The sequence below is a fragment of the Actinophytocola sp. genome, assembly GCF_035942955.1.
Classification (GTDB): Bacteria; Actinomycetota; Actinomycetes; order Mycobacteriales; family Pseudonocardiaceae; genus DASYTH01.
In genome coordinates this window covers 1-23,600 of the sequence record NZ_DASZCQ010000171.1, presented here as the reverse complement: position 1 = coordinate 23,600, position 23,600 = coordinate 1, and the positions used below count along the sequence as shown (strand labels likewise).

15 protein-coding genes are annotated in these 23,600 nt (G+C 70.6%); 10 read left to right on the top strand and 5 right to left on the bottom strand.

All coding sequences use genetic code 11. The features are described from left to right. Positions 1 to 18 precede the first annotated feature (18 nt). From VGX25_RS17335 to VGX25_RS17290, 10 genes are all read left to right on the top strand, one after another. On the top strand, positions 19 to 3,156 hold the full coding sequence (locus VGX25_RS17335; protein ID WP_326918841.1) for a tubulin-like doman-containing protein: 3,138 nt from the start codon (positions 19 to 21) through the stop codon (positions 3,154 to 3,156). An 8-nt stretch (positions 3,157 to 3,164) separates the two neighbouring features. Further along, positions 3,165 to 5,372, top strand: a complete 2,208-nt coding sequence (locus tag VGX25_RS17330) for a hypothetical protein (protein WP_326918840.1) — start codon at positions 3,165 to 3,167, stop codon at positions 5,370 to 5,372. Beyond that, complete coding sequence (locus tag VGX25_RS17325) at positions 5,365 to 6,327, top strand: hypothetical protein (protein ID WP_326918839.1); 963 nt, start codon at positions 5,365 to 5,367, stop codon at positions 6,325 to 6,327. Before VGX25_RS17330 ends, VGX25_RS17325 begins: the two co-directional genes overlap by 8 nt. Beyond that, positions 6,324 to 7,409, top strand: a complete 1,086-nt coding sequence (locus tag VGX25_RS17320) for a hypothetical protein (RefSeq protein WP_326918838.1) — start codon at positions 6,324 to 6,326, stop codon at positions 7,407 to 7,409. The genes VGX25_RS17325 and VGX25_RS17320 overlap by 4 nt, the downstream gene beginning before the upstream one ends. Next, entirely contained in the window at positions 7,406 to 9,274 is a 1,869-nt protein-coding gene (locus VGX25_RS17315; protein ID WP_326918837.1) for a hypothetical protein, read from the top strand. The genes VGX25_RS17320 and VGX25_RS17315 overlap by 4 nt, the downstream gene beginning before the upstream one ends. Continuing rightward, positions 9,274 to 10,824: a DUF6777 domain-containing protein gene (locus VGX25_RS17310; RefSeq protein WP_326918836.1), complete on the top strand. Its 1,551-nt coding sequence runs from the start codon at positions 9,274 to 9,276 to the stop codon at positions 10,822 to 10,824. Before VGX25_RS17315 ends, VGX25_RS17310 begins: the two co-directional genes overlap by 1 nt. A 64-nt stretch (positions 10,825 to 10,888) precedes the next feature. Continuing rightward, positions 10,889 to 14,155: a hypothetical protein gene (locus tag VGX25_RS17305; RefSeq protein WP_326918835.1), complete on the top strand. Its 3,267-nt coding sequence runs from the start codon at positions 10,889 to 10,891 to the stop codon at positions 14,153 to 14,155. Next, complete coding sequence (locus tag VGX25_RS17300) at positions 14,152 to 16,728, top strand: CHAT domain-containing protein (RefSeq protein WP_326918834.1); 2,577 nt, start codon at positions 14,152 to 14,154, stop codon at positions 16,726 to 16,728. Before VGX25_RS17305 ends, VGX25_RS17300 begins: the two co-directional genes overlap by 4 nt. Continuing rightward, positions 16,712 to 17,602 (top strand): toll/interleukin-1 receptor domain-containing protein, encoded by an 891-nt coding sequence (locus tag VGX25_RS17295; protein WP_326918833.1) that lies wholly within the window; start codon positions 16,712 to 16,714, stop codon positions 17,600 to 17,602. The genes VGX25_RS17300 and VGX25_RS17295 overlap by 17 nt, the downstream gene beginning before the upstream one ends. Before the next feature lie 432 nt (positions 17,603 to 18,034). Continuing rightward, positions 18,035 to 18,223: a PspC domain-containing protein gene (locus tag VGX25_RS17290; protein WP_326918860.1), complete on the top strand. Its 189-nt coding sequence runs from the start codon at positions 18,035 to 18,037 to the stop codon at positions 18,221 to 18,223. A gap of 33 nt (positions 18,224 to 18,256) precedes the next feature. Here VGX25_RS17290 and VGX25_RS17285 read toward each other — a convergent pair whose 3' ends face one another. The 5 genes from VGX25_RS17285 to VGX25_RS17265 all read right to left on the bottom strand — a co-directional run bounded on the left by VGX25_RS17285 (position 18,257) and on the right by VGX25_RS17265 (position 22,841). Further along, complete coding sequence (locus VGX25_RS17285; protein WP_326918832.1) at positions 18,257 to 19,108, bottom strand: carbohydrate ABC transporter permease; 852 nt, start codon at positions 19,106 to 19,108, stop codon at positions 18,257 to 18,259. Then, a complete protein-coding gene (locus tag VGX25_RS17280; protein WP_326918831.1) occupies positions 19,105 to 20,013 on the bottom strand; it encodes a sugar ABC transporter permease in 909 nt (302 codons plus the stop codon). The genes VGX25_RS17285 and VGX25_RS17280 overlap by 4 nt, the downstream gene beginning before the upstream one ends. A 7-nt stretch (positions 20,014 to 20,020) precedes the next feature. After that, positions 20,021 to 21,337: an ABC transporter substrate-binding protein gene (locus VGX25_RS17275; protein WP_326918830.1), complete on the bottom strand. Its 1,317-nt coding sequence runs from the start codon at positions 21,335 to 21,337 to the stop codon at positions 20,021 to 20,023. Between the two features lie 134 nt (positions 21,338 to 21,471). Continuing rightward, on the bottom strand, positions 21,472 to 21,702 hold the full coding sequence (locus VGX25_RS17270) for a hypothetical protein (RefSeq protein WP_326918829.1): 231 nt from the start codon (positions 21,700 to 21,702) through the stop codon (positions 21,472 to 21,474). Then, entirely contained in the window at positions 21,699 to 22,841 is a 1,143-nt protein-coding gene (locus tag VGX25_RS17265) for an inorganic phosphate transporter (RefSeq protein WP_326918828.1), read from the bottom strand. Before VGX25_RS17265 ends, VGX25_RS17270 begins: the two co-directional genes overlap by 4 nt. Positions 22,842 to 23,600 lie beyond the last annotated feature (759 nt).

Below are 23,600 nucleotides of genomic sequence, written 5' to 3'. Positions count from 1 at the left end.
GACCCTGAGGACAATGCCATGAAGATATATCAACCGATGCTGTTCGTCGGGCTGGGCGGGACCGGGTGCAAGGTCGGTGCCGAGTTCGAGAAGCGGCTGCGGGAGGAGCTGTGCGGCCCGGACGGCACCCGGTTGCAGGCGAGCATGCCGGATTCGAACCTCCTGCCCTATCAGCTGCCGTCGTGCCTGCAGTTCGTCTATGCCGATCTCAGCTCGACGGAGCTGCAGCGGGTGCGCCGGGAGGTGGTGCCCGGCAGGGAGCACGACCAGGCGGCGCAGAAGACGATGCACCTGATCACCGATCTGGTGCCGGCGCGGCTGGGTAACTCCGCCGAGGTCGCCCAGAGCCTGCGGATCAACGCCGACGAGGAGACCATCGGCTGGCTGCCGTCGAAGGAGAGCGACCCGCTCATCGGCCCGCTGATCCGCGGCGCCGGCCAGCTGCCGACCGTCGGGCGCTGCGTCCTGTTCGAGACCATCAGGCGAAACCCGGACACCGCTCTGCTCGGGATCACCGAGGCGCTTGAGGACATCAACGAATCCGCCGGCGAGCTCTACATGATCAGCGGCAAGCGGACCCAGCGCGTCGACCCGGTGATCGTGTTCGTGGTCTACTCCGTGGCCGGGGGTACCGGCGGCGGGGTCTTCTACGACTACCTGCACCTGATCGGGCATCTCATGCAGCGGGGGCAGAAGCAGGCCGAGATCTACCCGCTGGTGCTGATGCCGTCGGCGTTCGAGGGTGGCCCGGGCGGTGGACGGCCGGCCGAGCTCAACGCCGGCGCGGCACTGGTCGACCTGTTCCGCCTCATCGACGACCAGAACGCGCAGGGCTCGCCGGACGAGCTGGACGCCAGGGGCACGCACGGCACGGTGTCGGTCCGCTACCCGCAGCTCGAGCAGGTGCAGCTGCTGCCGAACACGGTCCAGACGGCGTTCCTGTTCGGACGCCCGGTCGGCGGGGTGCGCCGGGACGACCTCAACCGCTCGATGGTCTCGTTGATGATCTCGCTGATCGGGGCCGGGCCGACCGAGGAGGCCGACGACGAGGACGCGGTGAACCGCCCCTACCAGTCGTTCGCCGATGGCTTCATCAACAGCAAGGTCGATCGGCACGCCGTCGCCGAGACCGGCGTGGGCCGTCGCGGGGTGACGACGAGCGCGGTCGCCGCGCTGACCACACCGCTGCTCGAGCTCACCGACGTGGTCAGCTCGCATTTCCTGGCCAATGCCGTCCGGGAGCTGCTGGTGCCCCCGGGTGCCGCGGAGGCGAACAAGCCGCACATCCGGCAGTTCGTCAACGCGTCCGGCCTGGACCGGCTGCTCGAGGCGGCGCCGACCCGCATCCCGCCGGTCGGGAACCCGGTGGGCTACACGGCGGTCCTGACCGCGCTGACCGAGCGCGCGAACGCGATGAGCGCGAGCATCGACCGCGGCGGCGAGGCGCTGGCCGGCCCGGTCGCCACGCTCGCCCAGGACTTCCACCCGACCGAGGCGGCCACCGTGCTGCTGCGCAGCGTCGACCTGTTCCGGTTGCAGCGCATCGTCTTCGGCCACCGGGACCTGACCGATCCGCTGGACCGGCAGGGATTCCGGTCGCTGCTCGAGGGTTGGCGCATCCCGCCGGCCGCACCGGCCGGCCTGAACCCCGCCGCCCCGCCGGTGCCGCAGAACCTGCCGAAGAAGCTGACCAAGCGGCTGCGGATCACCGACGAGCCGGCGCAGGCCGTGCTCCGCCTGCAGGACAGCTGGTACGCCTGGCAGACGCGCCGGTTGTGGAACTCGGCGTGGAACGACAGCCACCGGCTGTGGAGCCGGCCGTGGCAGGCGTTCGTCGAGGAGCTCCGCGCGGTCTACGACCAGTTCACCGAGCACGCGCTCAACGACCCGCAACAGTTCGACCAGCGCTCGAAGGACCTCTACAAGACCCGGGTCGGCGTGACCTACCTGCTGCCGCCCGAGGACCGCGGGCTGGAGGGCTTCTACCAGACCGTGCTCACCCGGCTGAAGCAGGACCACGAGCAGCACCTGGGTCCCAACGCGCACGAGGGACACGTGCTCAACCTCCTGCTCGGTCACGACGGCTGGGCCGCGGCCTACGAGCTGGGTCGCCGTGATCCGGAGGCGGCGGTGGCGGCGGTTCGGCAGAAGGTCAAGGAGGCGGTGACCGAGGTCGTGCGCCCGAGCGACCGCGGCCGCCCCGCCCTGGTCCCACATATGGCGGACTTGCTGGCCAACGCGGTGCAGCGGCGCGACAACCACGTCACCGAGACCGACCTGAACCGGTTCCGGCAGAAGCTGGCCGAGTTGGTGCCGGGCGGGTTCGCCCCGGACGGCCATGCCCCGCTCAAGGTGCTGTTCACCTACCCGGCCGGGCAGGAGAACCCGGATATCGAGCGGTTTCTGCGCCGCGAGGTGCCGCTGCCCGTCGATCTGCTGGGGGAGCCGGAGTTTCGCGCCGTTCAAGCCGACTCGATGGTGGTGGTGCTGACCCGCAGCTCCATGGGTGTCACCGAGGTGCCGGAGCTGCGGCGGGTGGTCAAGCTCTGGTCGGAGGCCCAGCGCAAGCCGCACCCGCAGGACAGCCTCGCCTGGCGGCGGCGGCTCAACCAGGACACCGGCTACCTGCTCATGGACGAGCGGGACCGCCAGCAGGTGCTGCACCGGCTGCTCTGCGCGGCCTGGGACGGCAAGATCGTCGTTGCGGGCGATCCGGCCAGCCCGGACTTCATCAGGGTCGACATCGGCAGCAAGGACTCGATCCAGATGAAGCTGGAGCTGACCCCGCTCGGCGCGCTGTCGTCGTGGGCGAGCGTGCTACAGGCCTACGAGAACTGGATTCTCACCGACGACAACGCGACCCGGCGCGGCCTCGCCGCCCGCCTCATGTCGTCGGTCCCGGCGCACGCCGACCGGGCCCCCGCACCCCCTGCCCCCGAGTTCACCACGATCGTCGACCTCGCCGAGCCCGAGCTGTTGAAGATCAAGGAGGCCGAGCAGAGCCGGGTGCTCAGCCGAGACACGCAACTGGCGGTGTTCCGGCAGTTCTGGTCGCAGGCCCTGCGCGCGGCGCTGAACCAGCGACTGGGGATCACCGCGAAGAGCCTGCTCGACCTGCGCGAGCAGGTGGACGTCGCGCACGGCCTTGGCGGGTGAGGCCGGGCATGCACACGTCGAAGGTGACCCTGCTGGACCTGCGCGAAGCGCCCGACGACCGGCCGGCCGAGCTCGCCGGCGGGGTGGTGGTGGTCGACGACGCCGGCTCTCTGGTCGAGCACGCGGAGATCTACCTGTCGCTTGTGGGCGAGGACATGGTGACCGCGGTGGTCTGCGTCGCGGTCGGTCAGTCCACTATGGACGATGAGCTCGACGGCGTGGCGCTCGCCGTGCCGCCGGCGCTGCGGCACGCGACCGTGCTGTGGATCGGCGATCCGCGCGGGGTGGACTGGGCACCCGAGCACTCGGCGCCACGGCCGGCCGAGGGGCCGGCGGATGCGCTGGACGGCCTGGTCGCCGCGCTGACCGTACCGGCGGTGTTCGACCGGGTCGTCGCCGCGGCCGAGGGGCTGTCCAGCGCCGCGGCCAACCCCGGGATCCGGCTGGTGTCCGGCGCCGCCGAACCGGTCGAGCTGGCCGAGGCCAGGGCCGCGGCCGTGCAGTCCCTGTGCGCAACCGACCATCCGCCGGCGGCGAGCCTCGCCGCCACCATGCGCCGGTTGGACGCGCCGCACGACCAGCCGGGCGCGGTGCTGTCCGGGCCGGTGTCGGCGGCGAACACGGAGGCGTTCCGGCGGCTGAACCAGATCGGCGAGCTGGTTCGGCAGCTGGGAACGCCGAAGGCGCTGTTCGGCTCGCCGCGGCCCACCGCGGAGCTGGGCAACCACGTGGCCTGGGCGAGCCAGGCCGCGGAGAACTACCGCCGCTATCTCGGTGAGCTGCTCAACCGCATGGACGGCCAGCTCCAGGTGGGACACCCGCCCGTCGAGGAGGTCATGGAGCTGGGCGTGGCGGACCCGATGGAGGCCAGGGGCGGCGAGATCGCGGCCGGCCTGCGCGCGGCGGTCGACGCCCGCGTCGCGGAGGGGGTCTCGATTGCCGTGCTGGCGCAGGAGATGCGCATGGCGGCCGTGACCAGCGGCCCGCAGGGTCTCACGGCGACGCTGGACCAGGTGAGCCGGCGCGGTCCGCTCGTGCTGAACATGCCCGCGTTCCGGGCATGGCCGCTGCGGCTGGGCACGTTGCCGCTGATCTTCCTGAGCTGCCTGGCCGTGGCCTTCCTGGCCGGGCCGAGTTGGCTCGGCGCCGCGGTCGGCGGCCTTTACGCCGCGGCCTGGTTCGGTTCGGGTTGGCTGCTGCTGGGGCGGCGTCCCGGTCCGCAGACCGAGGTCGGACTCGGCCCGGCGGCCGCACCCGCGGTGGTCACCTACGGGCTCACGGCAGTGCTCGGGGCGGTGGCCGGCGCCGTCGAGGCGGCCCGCCGGGCGGGCGAGGTGCCGGTCCCGGCGCCGGGCGCTCCGATCCTGATCGCGGTCGCGGTTCTGCTCGCCGTGGCCGCGGTCGCGTTGAGCTGGCGCGCGGCGGTACGCCGGTGGCAGGCCGAGCTCGGGCTGCCGGCGATGGTGCGCACCCTCGAGGAGCTGACCCGAATCACCGAGGAGGCCACCGCCCGCGAGTGGCAACCGATGCGGCGCCACCGGGCGATCGCCGCGGCCGCGGCGGACGTCGCCGCCGGGCTCGAGGAGATCGTCCGCGCCTTGGCCGACACCGGCAACCGGCTCTTCGTCGCGCCGCGCGTCGATCCGGCCGGGAACGGTGCGCCGCGCAGCGTCCAGCCGACCCTCCCGGAGCTGTACGGAGTCGTCCGCGGCGACCTCGTCGACGTGTGCCGGGAAGCGCTGGCGCCGGTCTGGCCGGCGATCGAGGTGGCCGGGCGGACCACACCCGGCGCCGTCACCCAACGGCTGGACCGGCTGCTGGGGGAGTACGGGGCGCACGTCCGGCGGCACGGTCTCATGGCGGCCCCCCGGCTCACCCGTGACCTCCGCCCCCGGGATTCCCTCGTGGCCCGGGTGTGGTCGGAGTCGCCCGCGGCGCTGGCGGCACTGCGCACCGGGGTGGACGGCGACATGACGCAGCTGTGCCGCAGCGGCCAGCTCCGCTACCTCAGCACCGTGGCCGAGCCGAGCCTGGTCCGGTTCGGTCCCGCCCAGCTGCGGCGCGTCCTCGAGCAGGACGGCGCGCACCAGCCGCTGGCCGCCGATCCCGGGATCGTGTGGAGCGCCGGCGGCGAGCTGGTCGGCGCGTTGCGGCTGGTGCCCCTGCGGCCGGAGTCGATTCGTCACGTGTTGGGTGGTGCCCCGGTCAATGGCTGAGCTGACGCAGATTGTGCGCTACCGCAACGTGTTCGGCAGGTTGGGCACGATCACCATGGTCGACCGCAGCGAGTTCGTCACGCCCGGGTCGTCGCTTGAGCAGCGGCTCGTGGTCGTGCAGGGGGACCAGGTGTACGTGCGCAAGTACGTCTCGAGCGCCGCCGGCAAGCGCAACCCGCGCCTGTATGACTTGCTGGACAACGAGATCCGGGCCGGCAGCCGCCTCCGGCAGGTGTTCGCCGGTCCCTACCCGCCGGAGCTGGCGGAGCTCGTGGCCTACAACATGGATGCCGAGGAGCCGTTCGCGCTGCTGCGCGCCTACACCGGCGAACCGGCCGCGGATCTGGTGCACCGGTTCGACGATGGCCAGCGGCGGCTGTTCCACATCGGCCTGCTGCGGGCGCTGCAGCACCTCGGCGAGGCCGGCGTGGTGCACGCGGCGGTGACGGCGAACGCGGTGCGCTGGGACGGCCGGCAGCTCCAGCTCGTCGACTTCGAGTCCGCCGCGTGGGCCGGCGAGCCGCGGCGGTCCGGCTCGGGTGAGGTCGACACCCGCGACGACCTGCTGGCCGCCGGGCTACTGATCCGCACCGTCTACACGGGAGCGCCGGCGGATGGCGCGCGGCCCGACCGCAGCCGCGACCCCGAGCTGCTACGGGCGCTGTACGACCCGATCTTCGACAAGCCCGTTGAGCACTGGCCCCACCCGGCCAACCTGCTCCAGAAGCTCCGGGAGAACCCCGTCGTTCGCCCCAAGCACGATCCGGAGGCGGCGCTCGCGGCCGGCCGCCAGTTGTTCGACCAGATCAGCGCCGCGAAGCGCGGACCACACCCGGTCGACGCGGTCCCGACCGAGACCCCGCGGACCGACCAGCGGGCCCGGCGGATTCTCCCCTTTCTGGCCGCGACGGTCCTGGTTGCGGTTCTGATCATCGGTATGGCGGTGCTGGCATGATGGAGAACGGTCCCCGTTTCGTTCGCTGCCCGATCTGCGCCCACGAGTTCCACTGGCCGAACGACCAGATGCTCTCCCTCTTCGATGACGAGAACGAAAGCTATGAGCTGGTCGACATATCGAACGAGTCCGAGTCACGGCAGCGCGACCTGGAACGCCAGGGCTACCGGCAGTGCCCGAACACGTCCGAGGATACGACGGAGCACTACATTCCGGCGAGTTACTGGCGTTACCGCGACCCCCTGGTCATCGGTCTGGTCGGCGCCTCAGCCTCGGGAAAGACGCACCTGCTGACGGCGATGATCCGGGAAGCGTACCGGGTCGGGCTGCCGCACGGGGTAACCGTGGCCGCTCTCGACCTCCGCCGGCACGCCACTTTTCGCCGTCGATTCATCGAGCCATTCGAAAAGGGTGACGCGCTGTCGGCGACCGATTTCGGAGTGGTCGAGGCGGCCGACATCCTGCTGTTGCGTGGACCCGGCGGCGAGCGCCCGGTCACCTTCTTCGACGTCGCGGGCGAGGACCTGGAGAAGACCTCGGGCCGCAACCGCGCCACCCGGTTCCTGGTCGGAGCCAACGCGGTGATCTTCGTCTACGCCCCGGAGGATCAGTTCGAGACGGGAAAGGACACGGCGGCGAGCGAGAACCAGTCGTTCGACCTGGCGGTCGAGCGACTGCGGGCCCGGCCCGGCGGCATCGACGGGCTGCCGGCGGTGATCGCGGTGACGAAGTCCGACCGGTTGCGCTACGTTCCCCCGGCCGACCGGTGGCTACGCCGGGGCGATACCCGGGTGCTGGACGCCGCGTCGATTCGGGCCGAGAGCCGGGACGTGTTCTCCTACCTGCACCACATCGGCGCCGGGGCATCATTGCGACCGTTCCAGGCGTTTCCACGATGCACGCTGCACTTCGTTTCGGCCAGCGGCAGGGACGCCGTGCGAGTCGACCCGAACGACAAGAAGTCCAAGGGAAAGTTCCCGCGCGGGATTCAACCGACCCGTGTGTTGGAACCGCTGGTCGCGATCCTCGCCATGACCGGCATGGTCCCGAGCCCCGAAGCGCAGAAGGTAGGAATGCCATGACCGACCACCAACCCGAGGAAATACTCGATCAGGTCTACTTCGCCTGGTCGCATGACTCGCGTGGGCTCGATGTGCGCGGATACTCGTTTTCGAGTGAGCCCGAGGCGAAGAAATGGCTGCGCAGGCTCGAGGAGCATCTTCGGCTGCAATCGGTCGGCGAGGTGGAGCCGCCGGCCACTGCCCTGTCCTACATCGAATGCGACGGCGGACTGGTGGCCGTCCTCCGGCGAATCGCCCAGGGCACTCTCGCGCCCGGCCGAAACGACTCCCACGCGCTGATCGGGCCGGCCGGCATCCTCGACGTTCCGGCCGCCCTGAGCCTGAGCAACTGGAAGGGCTGGCGGGATGAGCCGCCGGCCACCTGGACGATGCCGCGAGTCGGCTCACGGAGCCTGCCCAACACCGCGGATGCGATCGTTCGGCTGCGCCGGCGAGCGCGCGAGCTGGAACGCGAGCTGGGTGTGGTGATCACCCGGCTGCTCGACCGTCCGACCTACCCGCTCAGCATCGTCGGCTGCCTGGACGAGGACCGGCTGGCCATGGTGTGGGGACTTCGCCAGGCGGCCAACGACTACCTGATCCAGCAGCACGGGGTCTGGCGGCGCTGGTCGTTCTCGACCTACCAGTCCCGGCACGACAGCAGCATCAAGCGGCTGCCCGAGATCGTTTTCCTGCCGGTGCGGCTGGACAGTACGGGCCCGGTCAACCGCACGATCGTCGATCTCGACCGCGACCTCGCCGACGGCCGGATCAGCCAGGAGGCCGGTCGGCTCGTCGCCAGACTCGTGCACGGCACAGCGCTTCCGGTGGCGGAGCCGGCACGTGATCCCGTGCTCGTTCCCTCCGGAGTGGACGGTCCCGCCCACCCGAGCCCGAGGCAGCCGAACCCGGCGCCGCTCGAGCCGGCGCCGATGGCCGGCGATGGCGCATCGGGTGGGCATCGCGTCCGCGACCGCGGGGCCGTGCGGTCCGAGCGGAACCCGGTGGCCGGCCTGCTCGGGGTCAGAACCGTCCGGGAGTTCCTGGGCGAGCTGAACAGGCTCGCCGAGCACTGGAGGTGGAACCGGCAGGTGCTGCGGGCCGCGCTTGACGTCCGCGCGATGGACGCCATCGCCGGGTTCGTGGAGGTCGAAGCCAGGCAGGAGTTGCTCAGCCGGCTGTTGAAGACGCTCTACGGACCGGATTTCGAGGATCTGCGCGATGCCGAGGCGCGCAAGCACGCCGCACGTCTGGTCAGGGACACGCAGTCCGAGCAGCTCGCGAGAATGGTGGGCAAAGCGGCCGCGACGGGCGGCGCGCAGGACATCTTCGCCGCCGCGTTCGACAGGTGGTCCGCGGGAGGACATCCGGCCGGGTTGATCCCGACCGGCCGGATGGCGCAGATCGCGCGGTGGGCGCGCAGGAGCCGCCGGCTGCCGGTCGCCGCCGCCGCGGCGGTGATCGCCCTGCTCGCGGTCGGGTTTCTGCTCGGGCGCCTTGCCGACCTCGCGGCTCAACCGTCCCCTGCCGGATCCGGCGGCGCCACCACCACATCGCCGACGCAGGCGCCGGTGGCCGGCCCCGGCAACGAGCCGGGGTCGGTGAGCCCGGCGCTCGGCACGGCGACGATCGGACCGGTTGGGAGTTCGCAGCGGGTGTACGCGTTCACCAAGGTGGGGGTGGACTACTACCCCGTGGGGATCTGTTCCACACAGGACTTCTCCACCTGGCAGTGCCCGATGCGCCAGGACGAGACCGGAGCCCAGCCGCAGGTGGTGGCCGTCGTGGTGCCGAACAGGCAGGAACCGGAACTGAGAGCGCAAGCCGCGTCCCGCCAACCGGCCAAGAAGGGCCAGGACTGGGGATCGGAAGTACCGGTCGGCTGATGATCATTGCCAACCTCGCGCGCTGGTCGGCCGCGTTCGGGGGTGCGCTCGCCTTGGCTTCCTTTCTGGTGATCCCGGTTCTGGTGGGAGGAATGGGCGGGTCCCACACCGGCCTGCGGCTCGCCGCAGCGGTCGGCGGGCACGGGCCACCCGGCCTGTTCTGGCTCCTGCCCGCGGCGGCCGTGGTGCTGATCCTGGGCGCGATCTTCGCGGCGGGCGCCGGGATCGGCGTCACGGCCGCCGGCCTCGCCGCCGTGGGTCAGGTCGCGGCGCTGAAGGCGTTGCAGTGGCCGGAAGTGGCGGACGCGGCGTACCGGGCGGGGATCGATCCGGCCAGCGGGGTTGGCCCGGGGTACTGGCTGTCGCTGGCCGGTCTGCTCGTCGCGCTCGCCGGCGGCGTGCTCGCCCGGCCGTCCTGGGCGGATCGGGCATGGCCGGTTCTCGCGGGGGCGGCCAACGGGATCGTCATCGGAACGTTGGTGGCGTCGGCGGTGCTCGACATCAACCAGGACGCGGCCCGGCGCGACATCGTCGCGCTGGCCACCGCGGTGCTGGGCGACGACGCCTTCGGCCCCGACCTGGCCATTGAGCACGCGCCCGTGCCGCCAGATCCGGTAGGCCGCGGCGAGATCGCCGGGGACAGCGAGCAACTCTACGGCGGCGCGTTCGGCCGGTCGAGCTGTGACCAGGGCGGGATGGCCGCGCTGGTCACGAAGGCCGAACCGGCCCGGTCCGGCGGCTGGGCCCATGCCGTCACGAGCGACGTTCCGGGGCAACCACCGGGCGACCTGGGGCGGTACCTCGCCGACCTGACGCCCGTTCGGCTCCGCGCCGACACGCGGGTGACCGCCCACCGGTTCGTCGGTGACCGGAGCGTTCCGTATCAGGCGATCCTCCAGTCCGGTACCGCGGTGCTGGTCGACCGGCGCGGTGTACCACGCGTGCGGTGTGCGGGCGCCGTCCCGCTCGCGCCGCCGCGCGGACCCGGCGGCGTCGAGCACCTCGACCCGCTCTGGCCCGGGTTCGATCCCGCCGCCGTGGTCAGTGTGACACCGTCCCAAGTGGACATCCGCCAGTTCGGGCTGGTCGACGCCGGCCGCCGGTTCCGCCGGCCGGTGGGAACCACGGGAGATCGCGATGTGGACCAGGTGCCCGAGCGGGCGCTCCTCGATGGAGCCTATGCGCTCACCGGAAAGCAGGCCGCGTGCAACCTCAACGACTGCCGGGAAACCGTGACGCGGACTCTGACCGTCGCCGTCACGGATTGCCCGGACCGCTGCCGCGTCGCGAGCGATGGCTGGGCCGGTGCGATCGAGATGGTGGAGACGAGCGGCGGCTGGCGCGCGTCCGGGACGTCGGCGGAGCGGTTCGACTGCCGCGGAGAGTCGATCCCGACGACGTTCACATTGATCCTGCGGGTGAAGACCGGCGCCGTGATCGCCGGGACATGGACGGCCGAGCAGATTGAAGGAACATATGCCAAGGAATCGCCGAGCGGACCGTGTCTCCCCGGTGCGGTCTCGTGGGACGTCTCCGGTACCCGGAGCTGACCGCCCCTTCCGCCGGCCGAAAGCCCGGCCACGAGCGGCGATCATCGGGTTCCTCGCCGTCCTGTTGCCGGCGTCCGGTTGCGACGTTTCCACACCCGGCGTTCCCCTGGCGACCACGCATACCGCCGTCATCTCCTACGACGGGGCGAGCGGCTGGCTGGCCGGGCGGCCACCGGCCGAGGTGGACGAGCAGGTGCGCGACTGGGCCCGCCTCGGTTTGGCGTCCTATTTGGATCTCAGTACGGATCGGCTGCGTGACAACCTCTATGACGGCCTGCCGGTGCGGGACGAAGGTTTCGCCGATCTTGCCCGGCAGCCGGTGGGTTCCGGACGCACGCTGTTCGACGGCAGCGTCCTGCACGTGCTGGTCCCGCAGGGCGATCCGCACCGGGCGCGCACCATCGGGCTGGCCATCGACCAGCACCGAATCGACGCCGGCTCGGATCCGGAGCGGGTTCGGGTCCATCGCTACCAGACCGACAGCGACCGCAAGACGATCGCGCTGGACTCGGAGGAGCCACTTCCGACGGCTGACGTTCGTTCCGCCAACGGGTACCTGACCAGACGTATCGACCAAGCCGATGGTCTACGGGACTTCCTCGCCCAGAGCAAGCGTCTGTCCATAGTGGAGATACGAAGCCGTGAACTCCATGCCGGTGGGTGGAACTGGCCCGACGTGTCGTCGGAACCGGTGGACGCCGAGGACCTCGCCGTTCTGCAGCGGGAGTACGCACACCGCGGTGGGTTGCTCCCCGGGTTCTCACTGGATCCCCCGGAGCACCTCGTGTCCATCGAGGACGTTCGCGATCTGCTGCCGGAGCTGGCGCCGCGGTGGCTTGACCAGGTGGCCGGGTTTCTGAGCGATCCGTCCGCCCGTCCGCCCACGGAGCTGCTCGACAAGGTCCATGGCGCGTTGCACCGCGGAGATCCGGCAAAGCCCGCGCTCGAGGCGGAGGGGCTGCCGTCCAACCGCACGCACCTGTGGGCGTTGAAGAACGCGCTCGAGCGGCGACCGATGTACAGCCAGGCGCGCTACGACGGCGACCTGGCGGGCACTGACGTTGGCATGACGCTGTTCTACACGGATCACATTGCCAAGAACTGGGTGAACGGGGTAGGCAGCGGGGTCCCGACCGAGGCGGTGGGTGGCTTCGTCCCGGATCCGAAGGCCGAGATCCCGCTGGGCCACTGTCCGGAGGAGGGCGATGCGGCCGGCGAGTCGGGCCGGCTCTGGTTCGGTCACAACGACGCCGGGTTCGACTTCACCGACGACCGGTTCAGTGTCGGCGCGCAGTCCACCAGGCTGTTCTCCCGCTCGGACGGCGCGGGCGACACCGAGGTCGAGCCCAGCTACCAGGCCGGCCGGGCCCTGGCCTGGTGGGACCGGCACTACCAGGCCATCGCCGACCATGATCCGCAGTACCAGCGGCTAGAGCAGCTCATGAGCTGGAGTGCCGCCCTGGAATGGATCGTGTCGAAGCACCTGGCGCTTCCGGTGTCGGACACCGCGATCCGGACCGACCAGAGCTTCCGGGACTGGTACGAGCGGAATCGCGCGACGCTGCGGGAACAGACGCCGATCGAGTTCGTCGCCCCACGGTCGGCGCGGCAGGAGGCAATCCTGCCGGAGCCGTCGCAGAGCTACTCCTGGTGTGGGTACACCTGGGTCTCCGGAGGCGTCTCGCTCGGTAACCCGGTGGGTCGGCGCGGGACCGGCGACTACCAGCTCGACCTGACCGGTCCGTCCCGCCGGGCCGGCCTGTACGACCCATCGTCCGGTGCGGACCCGGCGACCGGTGCCTTGCGGCTCAACGAGGTCACCCTTCAGGAGATCAAGGTTCCCGGTACCAACCGGGTAGAGCTCAAACCGGTCATCAGCGTCCGGCACACGGTCGCCCGGACGCGGGATGGAATCGGGGTCCAGGTCGCCGGGATCGGACGCGCGGCCGTTCCGTTCGGCAGACTGAAGGTCTGGCGGGTCGAGACGGCCACGCGTGCGGTCACCAACGAGATCGCGACGGGCAACGGTCGCATCTCGCAGACCGTCCACGTCCAGAGTCACGAGCTCGGCCAGCTGGACACCACCAGGGCGGCCGACACGATCACGATCCGGTGGCGCACCGGCATTCTCGACCGCGTCCGCCGCGCACTCGAGTCGATCCAGCAACGGGTGTCCGACGGGAGGATCCCCGACGCGACCGACGGGGTGCTGTACCGCGTCGACGGCGGCAACGGTCAGTCCTTCTACAAAGTGGGCGGGCCCGACGCGCCGTGGTTGACGTTGACCGACCAGGTGCGGCCACCCGGCGAGGAGCTCTCGTTCCGGCTCGGCGTTCCCGATCCGGCAACCAAGCTGCCGCTGTTCTACCAGGCGGATCTCGCCCGGGGTCCACCGGACGTTCCCGCGGGCCCGATCGGCTTCGAGCCCGCCACGCCCGACCACTCGGCCCTGGTCGTCTCGACCGGGCAGGCCCCGGACGGCGCCCCGTCGGTGAAGGTGACGACGCCGGAGGGCGCGACGACCGTCTACCTCACCTCCCAACGCCGGCCGTGGGCGCCGGCGACCGACCCGATCTTCGGCACCAACGGCTCAGTCGTGGGGGCTGCGGCCGTCCGCGACTGGCCTGCCATCGACGAGGCGATGCGGACCGCCGTCGCCCCGTACTACCGCGCCGTGCGGCTGCGCGACGACGGCGTGGCATTTGTCGGTGCCACGGAGATCGAGCTGCGGCCCAGCGGCAACCCGGCGGCCGATCGGGCGCTGGCGGCGATGGCCGCGGACCCGTCGCGGCCGCCGCTGATGCGCCGCGACGGAACGGATTTCCGGTACGTCGAGCCGGCCGAGGCCACGCTCACCCACGACGCACGGCCGGTCTACGCGACCCTGGCCGACGTGCCCGGAATGGGCGCCGTCGCCTTCGCCGAGGAGAACGCGCGGTCCACCATGGTGGCCAACAACGGCGAGCTCGTGGCCGACCCGATCGTTCGGCAGCGTGCCGTGATCATCCGTCCGGTGACGATCCGGAACGTGTCGGCCACGACGTTGCCGGACAGCCTGCCCGACATCATCACGTTCCGGGACCGGCCGTGGCTCCGGCTGGTTCCCGTTGCCGTAGGCGGCGTCGGGGGTGGTAGCGGCGGAGGTAGTGGTGGCGGTGGCTCTGGGGGTAGTGGCGGCGGAGGCGGGTCCGGTGGCTCGGGGAACAGCGGTGGCAACAGTGGTGGCACTGCGCCGAGCACGACCAGCAGCCCGGCGCCGGCTCCGTCGCTGCGCGGGCAGGCCGTCCTGGTCTGCCTGGACATTGAGCAGCCAACCCCGTGTGAGGAATGATGCGATCATCGGCGCGCCGCATCGCGGTGGAGGCCGGAAGCCGGCTAGCCGACCTGCTGACCATGGGCGGTGAGGCGTTCGATCGTCGGGACGCGAACGGCGTCGACGACGCCTACCGCCGGGCCGTGGAGCACGTCGCGGGCACCGACCGCGAGCTGTGGCTCGCGCTGGCCATCGACCACGTGGCGCTGCTGATCGAGCTGCGGCAGCTGCCTTTGGCGGCGAACCGCTGCGCGGGATATCTGGATCAAGCCGGATCGGCCCGCCCCAGCCTGCTCGTGCTGCGCGCGGAGATCCGCTCGGCCCAAGGCAACCAAGACGGCGTCCGCGAGGACGCGGCCGAGCTCGCGGATCGGCGCGATGCGCTCACCGCCGACGAGCGCGCCCGGATGGATCGGGTGACTGCGCTGGCGGCGGCCGGCAACGGCGATCTCGACGGCGCACGGCGTGGTCTGGACGCCGCCGAGCGGGCGTTTCGGGTGATCGGCGATCTGGCCGCGGTGCGGCGCGTGCGCCGCGACCGGATCCTGGTCGGGCTGCACCTGGGCGAGCAGGACGCGGTGGATGAGGTGCTCACCGACCCGCAGCTGCGAACGGTTGCCGACCACCTCGCGTACGCCCTCGCGCTCAAGGACCGGATGCGTTACGAGCAGGCCATCCAGGTGCTGCTCGCGGTCGCCGGCCCCGGGGTGGAGCCGGAGCGACGCGCGCATGTGCTGCACCAGCTCGTCGTGCTATACCGGATCACCGCCCAGCCCGAGGAGGCCGACCGGTGCCTCACGTTGCTGGTGGACGCCGTCGCGGTGATGGCCGACCAGAGAATCGGAGCCGCCCTGGTGGCCGACCTGTCCGATGAGAGGGTAGCGGAGCCCGCTCGATTCGATCAGCGAATCCGGCGTGTTCGCCGGCTGATCGTCGGCAGCCAGCTGGCCGAGGCCGAGGCCGAGCTCGGTTCGGCGCGCCGGGCCGTGCGCGGAGATCGGGAGGTCGGCCTGTGGCGCCTGGCCGCGGGTGAGCTCGAGCTCACGATCGGCACGGAGTCGTCGCTGCGCGAGGCCGTCGAGCACCTCGAGATCGCCGCCGCGGACACGTCTCCGGCCGAGGTTCGGGTCGACGCGTTGCGTGCGCTCGGCCGGGCCTGCGGCCGGCTCGGCGCGGACGCTGCGGCCGCGCACAGCTGGGCCGAGGCACATCGTCTCGAGGAGCACATCGCCGGCCTGCAGCTCACCGACCGGGTCCGCATCCGGATGCTGCAGTCTGTCCCGGACGAGCACGACGAGCGGATCAGGGCCGCGTTCAGCATGGTGGATCGGCGTGGCATCGACGGGATTGCCGCGGTCGTCGTGGCGATGGAGGCCGCCCGCGGCGCCGCGATCCTCGGCCGGATCCTGCCGGGCGACACGGGTTCTGTCCGCGATCTTCCCCGACCCAGCGACCACGAGGGCGCCTGGCGCTGGATCAACCAGATCGGCGAGCGCCTGCCGCGGTCCCGGGTGATTTGGATCATGCACTCCACCCACGATCGGGTCCACCACGCGATCCTCGGTCGAGGGCTGCTGCAGCACGTCAGCGTGCCGTGTTGGCGCCCGGCCCTGGAGGCCGCGATCGACGAGCTGATGTCCTGCTGGGCGAACAAGGACACCCTGGAGGACAGCATCGAGTCCGGACAGTTCGAGGCGCGTCTCGCCGCGGTCGCCGACCAGGCCGGCATCGGCGCCGCGCTCGCGGAGATCCCGGCGCAGGTGCGCCGGATCGCGGCGGTCGCCGGGGGCGCGCTGGCGGAGATCCCGCTGGCGGCCGTGCGGCTTCCGGGTGGGCAGAACCGGGTCTGCCACCGGTTCGCGCTTTCCGATCTTCCGTGCCTGTCCGCCCTGTTGCCGCTCCAGCGCCGGTCGCGCGGACTGCGTGGCAGGTACCGGCTCCGGATCAGTCCGCCGGCCGAAGGGCTCGCCCCCGCACCGGGTCTGCCGGCCCGGACTCGGCTTGCGGGAACGCATGTCACCCCCGGGGCGGTGCGGGCCGAGCTCGAGCGGCACTCCTATCGCCAGGTGCGCATCGACGCTCACGGCCGGTACGACCACGGCAACACGGCCCGGTCCTGGCTGCAGTTCGCGCCCGCCGGGAAAGCTGGGCGACTCGAGCCGAGAGCCTTGCAAGACATGAACCTCCGCGGCTGCGCGACCATGATCCTCGGGGCGTGCGAATCCGGCATGGCGCAGCGGGTGGGCCGGGACGAGCGGGTCGGTTTCGCCAGGGCCGCGATCCATGCGGGCGCCGCCTCGGTCGTCGCCGCCCGGTGGGTGGCGGAGGACAACGTCGCCGGCGCCGTGCTCGACCGGTTCGAGGGCTACGCCCGGTACCTACCGCGGGACGTCGCGCTGCAGCGAGCCCAGCGGGACATCCTCCGCGGCGCCCGGGGCACACCCACCGAGCTGCCGCACGCGGATCATCCGGCGCGGTGGGCGTGCTGGACGCTGTTCGGGGACGCGGGCCGGGAAAGCGGAGCACCCATGATCGTCCGTCTGGTTCGGCGGGGCCAGCAGCTATGGAGGAACCATGTCAGGCGCCGGTGACGTGCGTCCGCCCCGGGTCTTCATCTCGCACGCCGGGAGTGACCGCCCGAACGCTGAAGAGTTTGCCCGGAACCTGAGCCAGTATCGGATCGGGACGTTCGTTGACGCCTACGACATCTGGCCCGGCGAGAACGTGGTGCTCAGAATCCACCGCGAGCTGACCCAGTCGGACTACTTCGTGCTGCTGTGGTCCCAGCACTGCGACGGCAACGCTCATGTCGAGCAGGAGTTCGCCGCCGCGCTCGCGCGTGAGCTGACCGAGGTCGAGCGACGGTGCGCGTTCGTCTTCATCATTCGGTTGGACGGCTCCAACCCACCGGGTCTGCTGGCACCGCGCCGGTATCTCGACGCCTCCGCCGGGTGGGGCGAGGTCGTCGCGCAGCTGGTCCGGACCTGGCGGGACGACCGCGGCATCGGACTGCGCGTGCTGCCCGCGCCCCGGCGGATCGACAACGGCGCGGGCCCGCGCGTCGTTCTCTACATCCGCAACCGGTCTCTGTCGGTCGCGCATCTGCTGCCGGTACCGGGGAGATGCTCCGGCCGCGAGCTTGACGGCCTGGTCCGCACGGGGCTCGCCCTGCCCGATTCCGTGGCCGAGTTCGACGGCCGGACCGGCATCCGGTTCCACTACCGGCTCTACTTCGCCGGAGACCTAGTGCCACCGGATCGCACGCTCGCGGCCGCGGGCATCGGGCACCATTCGACAATTGACCTCGAGGTCCGGCTGGAGTTCTTTGGACCCAACGGACCCACCGAGAACGGCACCATTGTCCGGGGGCCCGACGACCCGACCCCGCTACTTCCGCCCGCCACGATCCGCACCCTCGTCAGAAAGGGCTTCGCACACTTGACCCCTCGCCCGCAGCGCTCATGAGGCACCGGTGGACCTGGTGTGCTGCGTGGCCACCGACGTTCCTATCGATCAACCTCGTCTGCATCGGCGCCTCGGCGGGGCAGACACCAAGCCGGCCATGCAGATGCACATCGCGGCAGGAACACCTCGGGTGCGGCGCGGTCACGGCACCGGCATGCCGCCCGACCTCGTGTCGAGCCCCGCGCCGGCAGTCGCGGTGGAGGTTGATCAGCTCGGCTCGCGTGGCATGCTCGTAGCACCAAACGTCGTCGATTGGGGTGACTGTCGGTGGCACGAGGCAGCTGAGTTCACAACGGTGCTGGTAGAGCCCACTGTCCGTCAGTCGGATCCGTTTACACCCGGGCGGTCGCAGGTTTGAGTCCCGCTGCGCCCACCCGTATCCCGTGTGCCCGATTGCGCGGTGCGCAAAGGGGGTACGCCTGCCCCATGACCATGACTACGACGACGTTGGCCAGGCCTCAGTCGCGCAAGGTGATCGCCGGCGTGTGTGCGGGGCTGGCGGATCGCTTCGGGTGGACGCCGGGCAAGATGAGGCTGCTGTTCGTGCTGTCCTGCCTGCTGCCCGGTCCGCAGTTCATCGCGTACATCGTGCTGTGGATGATGATGCCGAAGAAGCCGTGACGCGTGCCCGCCGCCGGCAGAGTCGCGCCGTTCTCAGCGTGAGGTGCGCTGGGTGACCAGGCCGTGCATGAAGTATCGCTGGGCAAGGAAGAAAGCGATGATCATGGGGACGGTGGCGATGACGCTGGCGGTGAGGACGACCTCCCATTCCTGCTCGCCGCCGAGGCCGAACCGGTCGATGATCGATTTCAGCCCGCGGGGCATCGTGTAGAGGTTGGGGTCGCGCAGGTAGATAAGCGGCTTGAGCAGGTCGGTCCAGGCGTTCTTCAGCTCGAAGATGAACACGACGATCAGGCCGGCCCTGGCCAGCGGCAGCGCCATGGAGAAGAAGATCCGCGGGTAGCCGGCGCCGTCCACCCTGGCGGCCTCGAAGATCTCCCTGGGGATCGTCAGGAAGAACTGGCGCAGCAGGAACACGAAGAACGCCGAGCCGAACAGGTTCTGCGCCCACAGCGGGACCTGGGTGTTGGCCAGGCCGAGCGCGTTCCACTCCAGGTACACCGGCACCATGGTCACCGCGCCGGGCAGCATCATCGTGCCGAGCACGAGGCCGAACCAGATGTTGCGCCCGGGGAACTGGAAGTGCGCGAATCCGAACGCGACGAACGCGCTGGACATCGTGACGCTCGCCGCGGCCGCCACACTGATCACCGCGCTGTTGACCATCCAGAGCAGCATCGGCGCCTTGTCCCAGACCAGGACGTAGTTCTCCGGAGCGAACGGCAGCGGCAGCAGCGAGTTGCCGAACACGTAGGCTCGGCTCTTCAACGAGGCGGTGAGCAGCCACACGAACGGGTAGACGAACAGGATCGCGACCACGGCCAGCGCCATGATCGATACCAGTCGTCCGGCCCGCCGGGGGCGCCGCAGGGCCAGGGTGGTCACCGTTCCCCCTCGTAGTAGACCAGGCGCCGGCTGACCCGCACCTGGATGACCGTGATCACGACGATGATCAGGAACAGCAGCCAGGCCAGCGCCGAGGCGTAGCCCATCCGCAACGACCGGAACGCCTGCTGGAACAGGTAGATCACGTAGAACAGCGCGGCGTCGCCCTCGCTGGACTCGGCGATGTTCGAGCCGAAGAACATCGAGAACGCCTCGGTGAACATCTGCAGCGAGCTGATGGTGTTCACGATGACCGTGAAGTAGATCGCGCCGCTGATCATCGGCAGGGTGATGTGCCGGAACTGCTGCCAGGCGCCGGCCCCGTCCAGCCGAGCGGCCTCGTAGAGGTCCTCGGGAACGCCGGACAGCGCCGCGAGGTAGATGATGGCGGTGCTGCCGGCGGTCCACAGTCCCATGATCACGATTCCGGGCTTGATCCAGGCCGGGTCGGTCGTCCAGTTCGGACCGTCGATGCCGAAGAACCGCAGCGCCTCGTTGATCACGCCGGTGGAACCGTTGAGCAGCAACAGGAACATTGCCGCCATGGCCACCGGCGGGGTCATCACCGGCAGGTACAGCACGGTCCGGAAGAAGCTCACCCCGCGGCCGACCCGGTGCAGCAGCATGGCCAGCGCCAGCGCCAGCGCGATCTGCAGCGGGACGTGCAGCGCGGTGTAGAACAGCGTGTTCCACACCGCGGTGCCCACCTTCGGGTCCTCGAGGAGCTCGGCATAGTTGGCGGTGCCGACCGCCTTCGGCTCGTTGATCAGGTCGTACTCGGTGAACGACAGCAGCAGGCTGGCGACCATGGGGCCGGCGGTGAACAGCACCATGCCGACGATCCACGGCGACAGGAAGAAGTAACCCCAACGCGTCTCGGTGCGGCGCAGGGTCGTGCGCGCCACGCTCGGACTACCTTCCGGCCCGCTGAATCGCGGTGTCGGCCTCCTGCTGGGCCTGCTGCATGGCCTGCTCGGGGGATTGCTGGCCGAGCAGGACCCGGTTCACCGCCGACTCCCACACCTTCAGCAGCTCCGCCCCGGCGGGGTTGGCCGGCCAGGCGAAAACCTTGTCCTGCAACGAGAGCGCCACCCGCACGCCGGCGTCGATGATCTTGTTGGACTGTCCGTCGTAGACCTCCGCGAAGATCTTCTCGTCGGCCGCCCGGTTCGCGGTGTACGTGCCGGAGTACGGCTTGTTCTGCTTGGCAAGCGCGTCCCGGCGGGCCTTGGCCGCGGTCACCCAGGTGTCGGTCGCGGTCATCGTGACCATGAAGTCGCAGGCCTGCTCGGGATGCGGGGCACCCTTGGGGATCGCCCACGCCTGGCCGCCGGCCGTGGTCACCGGTGTCCCGCTGCGGTCGGTGAACGGCAGGACCGTGACGTCCACGTCCGGGGAGTTCGCCGCCAGGGTGTTGATGTACCACGACTCGATCGGCATCGCCGCGAGCTGCCCGGTGACGTACTGGTTGCGCGCGCCGAGCATGTCGAAGCCGTCCTTGAAGGCCTTGAACTGGCTCCAGCCGCCCTGCTCGGCGACCAGATCGGTGGTGAACCGGACCGCCTCGACGGTCTTCGGATCGTTCAGCCGCACGGTCTTGCCGTCGTCGCCCACCAGGTCCACGCCGTTCGCCTTGGCCCACAGCGGCAGGAACTCCGGCACCTTGGGGTCGAAGCCGATCCGCTCGACCCGCCCGCCGGTCACCTTCGCCAGCCGCTTCGCCGCGTCGGCCAGCGCCGACCAGTCCGATGTGGACAGCTGGTCCGGGGCGAGCCCCGCCTCCCGCAGCACGGTGTTGCTCATGATCAGCAGCCGGACCTGGGCGAACTCCGGCAACCCGTAGAGCTTGCCGTCGAAGGTGACCTGCTCGACGGTTCCCTGCCGGAACTGGGACATGTCGACGTTGCGGCGCTTGACGCAGTCGTCGATCGGTTGCACCGCGGCGCGGGCGGCGAAGCTGCCCAACTTGTTGCGGTCCAAGTAGATCAGGTCGGGCGGGCTGCCGCTGGCCAGCGCGGAGAGGAACTGCTGCTCGTCGAAGTTGCCCTCGTTGATTCGGATGTCCACATCGGGATGCGCCTTCCGGTAGACGTCGACCCGGGCCGTGGCATGCTCGTCCGGCAGGCCGAACCCCATGGTGGTCAGGGAGGCCTTGCCGCCGGCGTCGCCGGACGGATCGTTTCCGACACCGCCGCAGCCGGCCAGCGCCAGCACCAGCGCGATCAGCATCGCGAGTATGCGGGGACGAGCAATCATTGCGCACCTCACCCAGGGCAAATGACGCAGACGCGCCGAGGGATACCCGAAGCGGAACAATTTACACGGCGTCGCGGCATGTCGTGCCGAATTGACGGCGCGGGGCGTCAACCGGCCACGATCACGTAGATGCCGAGGGCGACGATCGCGAGGGAGAGGGCGAAGCCGACGACGGCGCCGCCGAGCCCGAGCACGCTGGTGCGGCCGGCCTGTTTGGCGTCGATGTAGTCGGAAAGGCCGCGGACCCCGAGGGTGAACAGGACGACCACACCCACTCCGCTGACCAGCCCGGCGATCAGCACCAGGCCGAGGGCGCTCCAGTTGATCTGCACGGTCACCTCCCGGCCACCGGCACGGTGGGTTCCTCGATCGGTTCCACCGGGATGTCGTTGACGTTGTGCTCGTCGACCACCTGGCGACGCGAGGCGACGTACACGCCCAGTCCCACCAGCAAGCCGACCAGGACCACGGCGAACGTGCCGACGGTCCCGGTCGACGCCGTCCAGCCGGCCGCCGCCCCGGCCAACCCGGCCGCCGGCAGGGTCAGCAGCCAGGCCAGCACCATCCGCCGCGCGGTGTCCCACCGGACCCGCGCGCTCGGCGTGCCGAGCCCGGCGCCGACGATGCCGCCGGAGGCGACGTGGGTGGTGGACAGGGCCATCCCGAAGTGGGACGAGGTCAGGATGACGGCCGTGGCGCTGGTCTGGGCGGCGAAGCCCTGCGGTATCCCGATGTCGGTGATCCCCTTGCCCAGCGTGCGCACGATGCGCCATCCGCCGAGATAGGTGCCGAGCGCGATGGCCGCGCCGGCGCTGACGATGACCCAGACCGGCGGGCCGGAGCCGGCCGGCAGGCTGCCGGCGCTGATCAGGGTCAGCGTGATGATGCCCATCGTCTTCTGCGCGTCGTTGGTGCCGTGTGCCAGCGACAGCAGCGACGCCGAGACGACCTGCCCGACGCGGAACCCGGGCCGGACCATGGACACCGAGCACCCTCTGGTGATCCGGCACGCCAAATAGGTCGCGATCATCGCGACCATGGCGGCGATCAGCGGCGCGGCCACCGCCGGCACCAGCACCTTGTCGACCAGCCGGCCGAACCGCACCGCGTCCCAGCCCGCGGCGACCAGGGTGGCGCCGATCAAGCCGCCGAACAGCGCGTGGGACGAGCTGGACGGCAGGCCGAAATACCAGGTCAGCAAGTTCCACACGATCGCTCCGACCAGGCCGCCGAACACCAGCGACGGCCCGATGGCGCCCTCGTCGACCAGCCCGCTCGAGATCGTCTTGGCCACCTCGACGGACAGGAACGCGCCGACCAGGTTGAGGATCGCCGACAGCGCCACCGCGACCCTCGGGCGCAACGCGCCGCTGGCGATGGAGGTGGCCATGGCATTGGCCGTGTCGTGGAAACCGTTGGTGAAGTCGAAGATCAGCGCGGTCGCCACCACGATCGGAACCAGCACGGCAAGGTCCATCGGCCTCCCTCTCCATCGGAAGGGTTCCCGGTACGTCGCAAACTAATGCCGCCTTGACCTGATGGCTGGGGGTCCTGGGTGGTGGGGATGTACCAGCCGAGTGATCAGGGCCGCGACCGCGGCCGGTACCATGTCGCCGCGATATAGAACGTGTTCTATTATTGGGGCGTGTTCGCCGTCGACGCCCGCTGATTGCCCTGTTCGCCGTGGCGCTGCTGGGCGTGTCCGTGGCGGCCCCGCTGGCCTCCGCGAGCTCGGCCGTGGCCCAGGAGGAGGTTTCCGCGGCTGCGTCGGGACGGGCGCTGGCTGATTGATCAACATGGGCGGGTCGTGTTGGTGCACGGATGAACCTGGTGTGGAAGCACGCCCCGTACGCGCCGCCGGACACCGCCGAGGGGTTCACCACCGCCGACGCGGAGTGGTTGGCGGAGCACGGGTTCAACGGCGCCCGGGTCGGGACGCTCTGGGCCGGGGTCGCCCCGACCGCGCCCGGCGTTGTCGATGCCGGCTACCTGGAGCGGTGGGACCGGATCGTCGATCTGCTTGCCGCTGAGCGGATCTGGACGCAGTTCGACTTCCACCAGGATCAGTGGCACGAGACCTATTTGGCGAGGGCGTGCCCGGCCGGGCGGTCCGCCGGCCGCTGCCCTACAGCCTGCTCCCGCCGGTCACCGCGGACTTTCCGTACGGCTACTGGACGCCCGAGCTGGCCACGGTGTTCGACAACTTCTGGGCCAACCGCCACGGGCTGCTCGACGC